The 5,714-nt window shown below is 38.9% G+C and carries 4 protein-coding genes; 1 reads left to right on the top strand and 3 read right to left on the bottom strand.

Annotated features, from left to right (window positions below):
* Positions 1-57: 57 nt before the first annotated feature.
* From PPA04_RS08975 to PPA04_RS08965, 3 genes are all read right to left on the bottom strand, one after another.
* Positions 58-486 (bottom strand): Hsp20/alpha crystallin family protein, encoded by a 429-nt coding sequence (locus tag PPA04_RS08975; RefSeq protein WP_057785018.1) that lies wholly within the window; start codon positions 484-486, stop codon positions 58-60.
* Between the two features lie 262 nt (positions 487-748).
* Positions 749-1,132 carry a hypothetical protein gene (locus tag PPA04_RS08970; protein WP_057785017.1) on the bottom strand — a complete coding sequence of 128 codons (384 nt, stop codon included), beginning with the start codon at positions 1,130-1,132 and terminating at the stop codon, positions 749-751.
* Positions 1,133-1,207: 75 nt separating this feature from the next.
* Entirely contained in the window at positions 1,208-3,943 is a 2,736-nt protein-coding gene (locus tag PPA04_RS08965; protein WP_057785016.1) for an HAD-IC family P-type ATPase, read from the bottom strand.
* Between the two features lie 255 nt (positions 3,944-4,198).
* Between PPA04_RS08965 and PPA04_RS08960 the strand changes: the two genes are divergently transcribed.
* Positions 4,199-5,584 carry a hemolysin family protein gene (locus tag PPA04_RS08960; RefSeq protein ID WP_068807015.1) on the top strand — a complete coding sequence of 462 codons (1,386 nt, stop codon included), beginning with the start codon at positions 4,199-4,201 and terminating at the stop codon, positions 5,582-5,584.
* Positions 5,585-5,714 lie beyond the last annotated feature (130 nt).

The raw sequence follows: 5,714 nt of genomic DNA, 5'->3' as shown, positions 1-5,714 counted from the left end.
AAAAAAGAGACCATCACAACAACTGTGATGGTCTCTTTCATCAAATTTAATTAAACTTTAGTTGATTGGAATTTGTTTGCCACTTTGAAGCTTTTCTTCACTCTTTGGCAATGTAACCTTCAAAACACCACCGTCATAGGAAGCACTAATCTTATCACGATCAATATTTGGAAGATAGAATTGACGAGACACATTGCTGTAACTACGTTCTTGACGAATTAAATTACCTTTTTCGTCCTTTTGTTCCTTATCAACATTATGTTTGCCCGTAACCGTCAATGTATCATTATCATAATTCAAATCAATATTTTCTTTCTTGAAACCGGGCAGTTCTGCTGAAACTTGATAATCCTTTTCATTTTCACGGATGTCCGTCTTCATTGAGCTACCTTCAGTCATTGATTTGAAGAAATTCTTCCCAAAATTATCGAAAAAATCAAGTGGTGCAAAATCATCAAAATCTCTGTTTCTCAACTCGTTAGCCATAATTCAAGACTCCTTTTTTATATAATTTTTCGTACCTAATTTCCTCGGTACAACTATATAGTAAGACCATCTAAAATCGAATGCAAGAATTTAGCACTACACATTTAAGAGTGCTAAAACAATTAGCTAGAATCCCGTGGTTGAGCCATTTTGATTTCAGCATTTTCAATCTAAGCCTAGAATAATTAGCGTCAAATCTTTGCTATCATCAAAAAAACAACTATCTCCATTAATTGGAAAATAGCTGTTTGAACTTTTAGTTTTAGTAAGTAACCATTTTATGCGTTTCGTGAGGTTTGTCTTGAACTTTCAAATCTAGCGCCTCACCTAAAATGTGTAATGCCTTCTCACGAGTCTTGACTTGATCCATATCAAAGATAATTGATTCAATCGCACCACCAATGAAGTCAAATCGTTCACAGAAAATGTAAGGATCTTCATTATCACGATGATGAAATTCGTCTTCAATTTTTTCGTAGAATCCTTGGCTCCATAAACGGTCATGCATATCAGGAAAATCATTTTTGGTAACGAAGCCCTTCTCTGCAATCATGTCAGCTGCTTGTTTGACGTCTTCTTTATCGAAGTCAATCTTTGCAATCTGTTCTTCATCTGTTTCTACTTTAATTCCATCATCTTTTGCCATTTCTGAGATCTCCTTATTTATATTTTTACGACCTTATCCTAGCACTACTTTTTTGAATCGTTAAGAAAAAGCGCTTTATTTTTGATTCCACGTCGCAATCATGCGTTTTTGCCGCCGAATTCCCCACAGCTTATCTAGCTCGGTTACAATCAAGACAACAATTCCGGCAAACACTGGAATCAACCATAAGTGCCAGTCTAAATTAGCAGTACTAAAAATCACCTGCATAAATGGCAAGTATGTGATTCCGGCCTGCAGAATCAGGAGAACCGCAATAATGGCAAACGCCATCGGATTTCGGAAAATATCTTTTGACAACGCAGGTTTGGGTGTTCGAATATTAAACAGATAAAAAATCTTACCGACAACAATCACATTTAACGTCACTGTACTTGCAACCACAGTACTAATATCTTGCAATGTCAACCACTTGAAAGCACTGATTCCCAAACCAGCAATTAAAAAGGAAACATAGACAATCTGCCACACATCTTTTCGATTTAAGAAGGCTTGGTTACTCTTTCGTGGCATGCGTTTCATAAGTCCCTCTTCGGCCGGTTCAAACAAAAAGGCAAACTGGATCGTAATGGCGGATACCATGTTAATCCACAGTAACTGGGTTGGCACTAACGGCATTTCCTGCTGTAAAAGAATCGAAATCAAAACGATCAAACCTTCTGCAAAACTGGTTGGCAACAAGAACCGGATTGTCTTCTTGATGTTGTCATAAACATGCCGTCCCTCTTTAATTGCGGTTGTTAGTGTCGCAAAATTATCATCGGCTAAGACCATATCCGCGGCCTCTTTGGCCACATCGGTTCCTTTAATTCCCATGGCAATTCCAATGTCAGCCTTTTTCAAAGCAGGCGCATCATTCACACCATCACCTGTCATCGCTGTAACGAGACCATTTGCCTGGTAAGCTTCCACAATTCGTAACTTATTCATAGGTGTCGTTCGGGCAAACACATTATAGTTTTGAATCACTTTTTTCAGTTGATCATCTGAAAGTTCGTCAATTTCGGCACCTGTAATGGCCGAGATTTTAGAATCTAGGCCCAGTTTTTTGGCAATTGCTGCCGCTGTTTCAGGATGGTCACCCGTAATCATTTTTACTTTAACGCCAGCTTCGCGCATCTCTTTTAAAGCCACAATTGTTTCTTCACGAGGTGGATCGATAATCCCGGCAATTCCAAGGAACTGAACCCCTTCAAGCACCAACTCATGGGTTAAAGTGTGAACTTCACGTTCAACTTTTCGATAGCCAAGAGCGACCACCCGTTCACCATTGCGTGCCAGTTTGGAAACTTGATTAGTCCAGGCATCCACGTCAAACTTCGGATCTGCTTGTTTGGCCATTGCAAACACCTTATCAGGCGATCCTTTGACTAAAATCACTCTTTGACCGTCACTATCTTCATCCAATTTTGCAATGTATCGATAATCAGAATCGAAAGGAATTTTATCAAGCTCCACTAAATCTGGTTCGTTTTTCTTAAATACTTTATGATACAAAGTTAAAAAAGCACCATCAGTGGGCTCACCATTAATTTCCCATTTACCCTCTGTTTCGATAAGCCGGGTATCATTTGCCTCATGTCCTGCTACCAATAAACGATCCAAATCCTCATCACGACCGGGAATAATTGCCTGGCCATTTTGCGTAATTTTACCGTCTGGTTGATAACCAGTTCCGCTAACTTCGTAGTGACCTTTTTTCGTAATTAAGGTATCAATGGTCATCTCATTTTTAGTCAACGTTCCTGTTTTGTCAGTATTAATAACGTCCACTGCTCCCAAAGTCTCCACGGCCGGCAAAGTTTTGACAATTGCATTAGCTTTTGTCATCTTCTTCACACCCATGGCAAGCACAACCGAGGTACTTGCTGGTAAACCTTCAGGAATTGACCCAACCACCATTGTAATCACGGCAACCATTAAAACGGAAAGCGAATAGACTTGAGTGATCAGCCCAAAAACAGTTAACAAAACTGCCACGGCCACAATCGCATATGACAAATACTTACCCAAATCATTAATTTCACGCATCAGCGGTGTTGTTTTGGATTGCACCTTTTCCATGCTGGCATTGATTTTACCAATTTCGGTTTCAGCACCCGTCGCAGTTACAAGGCCCAGACCACTACCGTTCGTCACAGCCGTTGACGCATATGCCATATTTAATCGATCTGCAAGAGGTGTTTTCGGATCGGTCAATAATTCATCATTTTTTAAAACAGAATCAGTTTCCCCTGTCAAAGAAGATTCTTGAATTTTTAAATTATCGGCGGTTAAAATTCGCAAATCCGCGGGAACGTTATCGCCAGCCTCTAGGAAAACCAAGTCACCCACGACTAAGTTTTCGGCAGCAATATCTTCTCGTTTGCCATCACGAATAACCGTTGCTGAAACTTGTAGCATTTGTTTGATCTTTTCAATGGCTTCAGAAGCCTTACTCTCTTGAAAATAACCAATCAGTGCATTTATAATCACAACCAGCCCAATAACAATCGAATCTGAATATTCTCTTAAAAAGAAAGTCGCAATAGCTGCAACTAAAAGAATATAGGTAATACTATTGTTGAACTGTTTGAAAAACCGTTTCAGCTTGCTTTGCTTCTTTTGAATCAACGCGTTGGGTCCATTTTGTTTGAGTCGTTTTTCGGCCTCTAAACTTGTGAGCCCTTGATCAAGCTCTATTTGGTCTTGCCCTAAGAGTTGATCCACAGTTTGCGTATACGGGTGGGGTGGTTTACCCTTTTTCAATTCCCCACCATAGTCGGTACTATCCGAAGCAGAACTTTTTGTCATAATTTAAAACTCCTCCTGTAAAAATTTATTCTGGTATTATCTTTGGTAAGTAATAGCATATCTGAATTTGGATGTAGTGTCAAAGAATAACTTATCCGTTTTATAAGAAAGCTTAAAGTGTTCACACAATTTTCACATTCATTCTTAAATTATCGCAAAATAACTTATATCTGTGGCCAATTCCGAAAGATTTTTCTTAACAGACGCGCTATAATATAGAGATAATGTAATTACAAAAGAAATGGGGAATGTTCCTTGGACAGTGGTCAGATAATCAGCGATAGTATTATCATTTTGATTACCTTCATCCTGGCATATTTTTTCGTTGCCGCAGAATTTGCACTTGTTGAAAGTCGACTAAGCGCATTGGAAGAAGCACGGGAAACAGCAGTTGGTGGACGGCTCAAAAAAATTAACCGAGCTATCCACATGGTTTCAAATTTAAACGAATATCTTTCTACCACGCAGGTTGGAACGTCAGTCTGTGGGATTATCTTGGGTTGGATAGGTGAATCGTTTGTAGAATACTTTATTATTCGCTTTTTTGGATTCACACATCTTATTAATCAAGCTTCGCTACACGCGATTGGAGCAATTATTGGTGTTTTACTTCTAACCTATTTGGAAGTCGTTTTAACAGAAATTGTGCCAAAGAATATTAGTATCGATGTTCCCATGAAAGTTTTAATGTCGATTGTGACCCCATTACATTGGTTTCATACGGCGTTTTACCCATTCGTTTGGTTACTAAATGTTTCTGCAAGTGGCATCGTCAAAATGGTGGGTATGGAGCCTGCTGATGAAAGCAACGAGGTCTTTTCTCAAGCGGAAATCCTGAGTCTTTCTAAAAATGCTGTTTCTGGCGGTGAACTTGATCAAAATGATTACGTTTATATGCAACGTGCTTTTGATTTTAACGATAAAGTCGCAAAAGATATTATGATTGATCGTACACAACTGGTAGTTCTGGATGTGAACGCTACAGTAGATGAAGCGTTATTGCTTTACCTGCAAAAGCGTTTCAGTCGTTTCCCAGTGGTTGCAAATAACAACAAAGATAAAATTCTGGGCTATGTTTACAATTATGATTTGATTCGTCAAAGTCGAGTAGATGGCGATATTAAGGTCAGCAAGTTACTGCGGAATATCATTACCGTTCCTGAAACTGTACCTTTACAAGACGTTTTGCAAAAAATGCTCCAAAAACAAACGCCTATTTCCGTTGTTGTTGATGAATATGGTGGTACTAGCGGTATTATTACCGATAAAGATATTTATGAAGAAGTTTTCGGAACAATTAATGATGAAGTTGACGATGTTTCTGGCGATTATATTCATAAAGAAGCTGACGGCACTTATCATGTCAGTGGTAAAACTACCATGTATGATTTTGAACGGTACTTTGGCATTGACGTTCCCGGTTTCGAGGGCGAAGATGTGGTGACGCTTGGTGGGTATGTCATCGATCATCATCCAAACATTCAAGTGCATGATCAGGTCCGTATTGATCGCTATGATTTTGAAGTTCTTGATAATGAGAATGCGCATATTGATTGGTTCCACGTCACTAGAATTCCTGATGAAGAATATAAAAAGTTACAAAAACATGCAGAAGATGAGCGGTTAAACGCAGACGAATAGCATGTGATAGACACAAGTCGAGCTAGTTGGCTTGTGTCTTTTTTGTTTTGTTATGGGTTTGATTTTACGTTACAATTCGCTCACTTTTTAGGACAGCTGCTTGTGACAGCCAAAATCCGCTCACTTTTTA

Origin of the sequence: Pediococcus parvulus (assembly GCF_007990205.1) — a bacterium.
GTDB lineage: Bacteria > Bacillota > Bacilli > Lactobacillales > Lactobacillaceae > Pediococcus > Pediococcus parvulus.
The sequence above is the reverse complement of the archived record's forward strand: the minus strand, read 5'-3'. Positions and strand labels throughout refer to the sequence as shown.

Excerpts from the sequence above, each read along its gene's own strand:
- PPA04_RS08970 (WP_057785017.1), bottom strand. The coding sequence starts at position 1,132 with ATGGCAAAAGATGATGGAATTAAAGTAGAAACAGATGAAGAACAGATT.
- PPA04_RS08975 (WP_057785018.1), bottom strand. The coding sequence starts at position 486 with ATGGCTAACGAGTTGAGAAACAGAGATTTTGATGATTTTGCACCACTT.
- PPA04_RS08965 (WP_057785016.1), bottom strand. The coding sequence starts at position 3,943 with ATGACAAAAAGTTCTGCTTCGGATAGTACCGACTATGGTGGGGAATTG.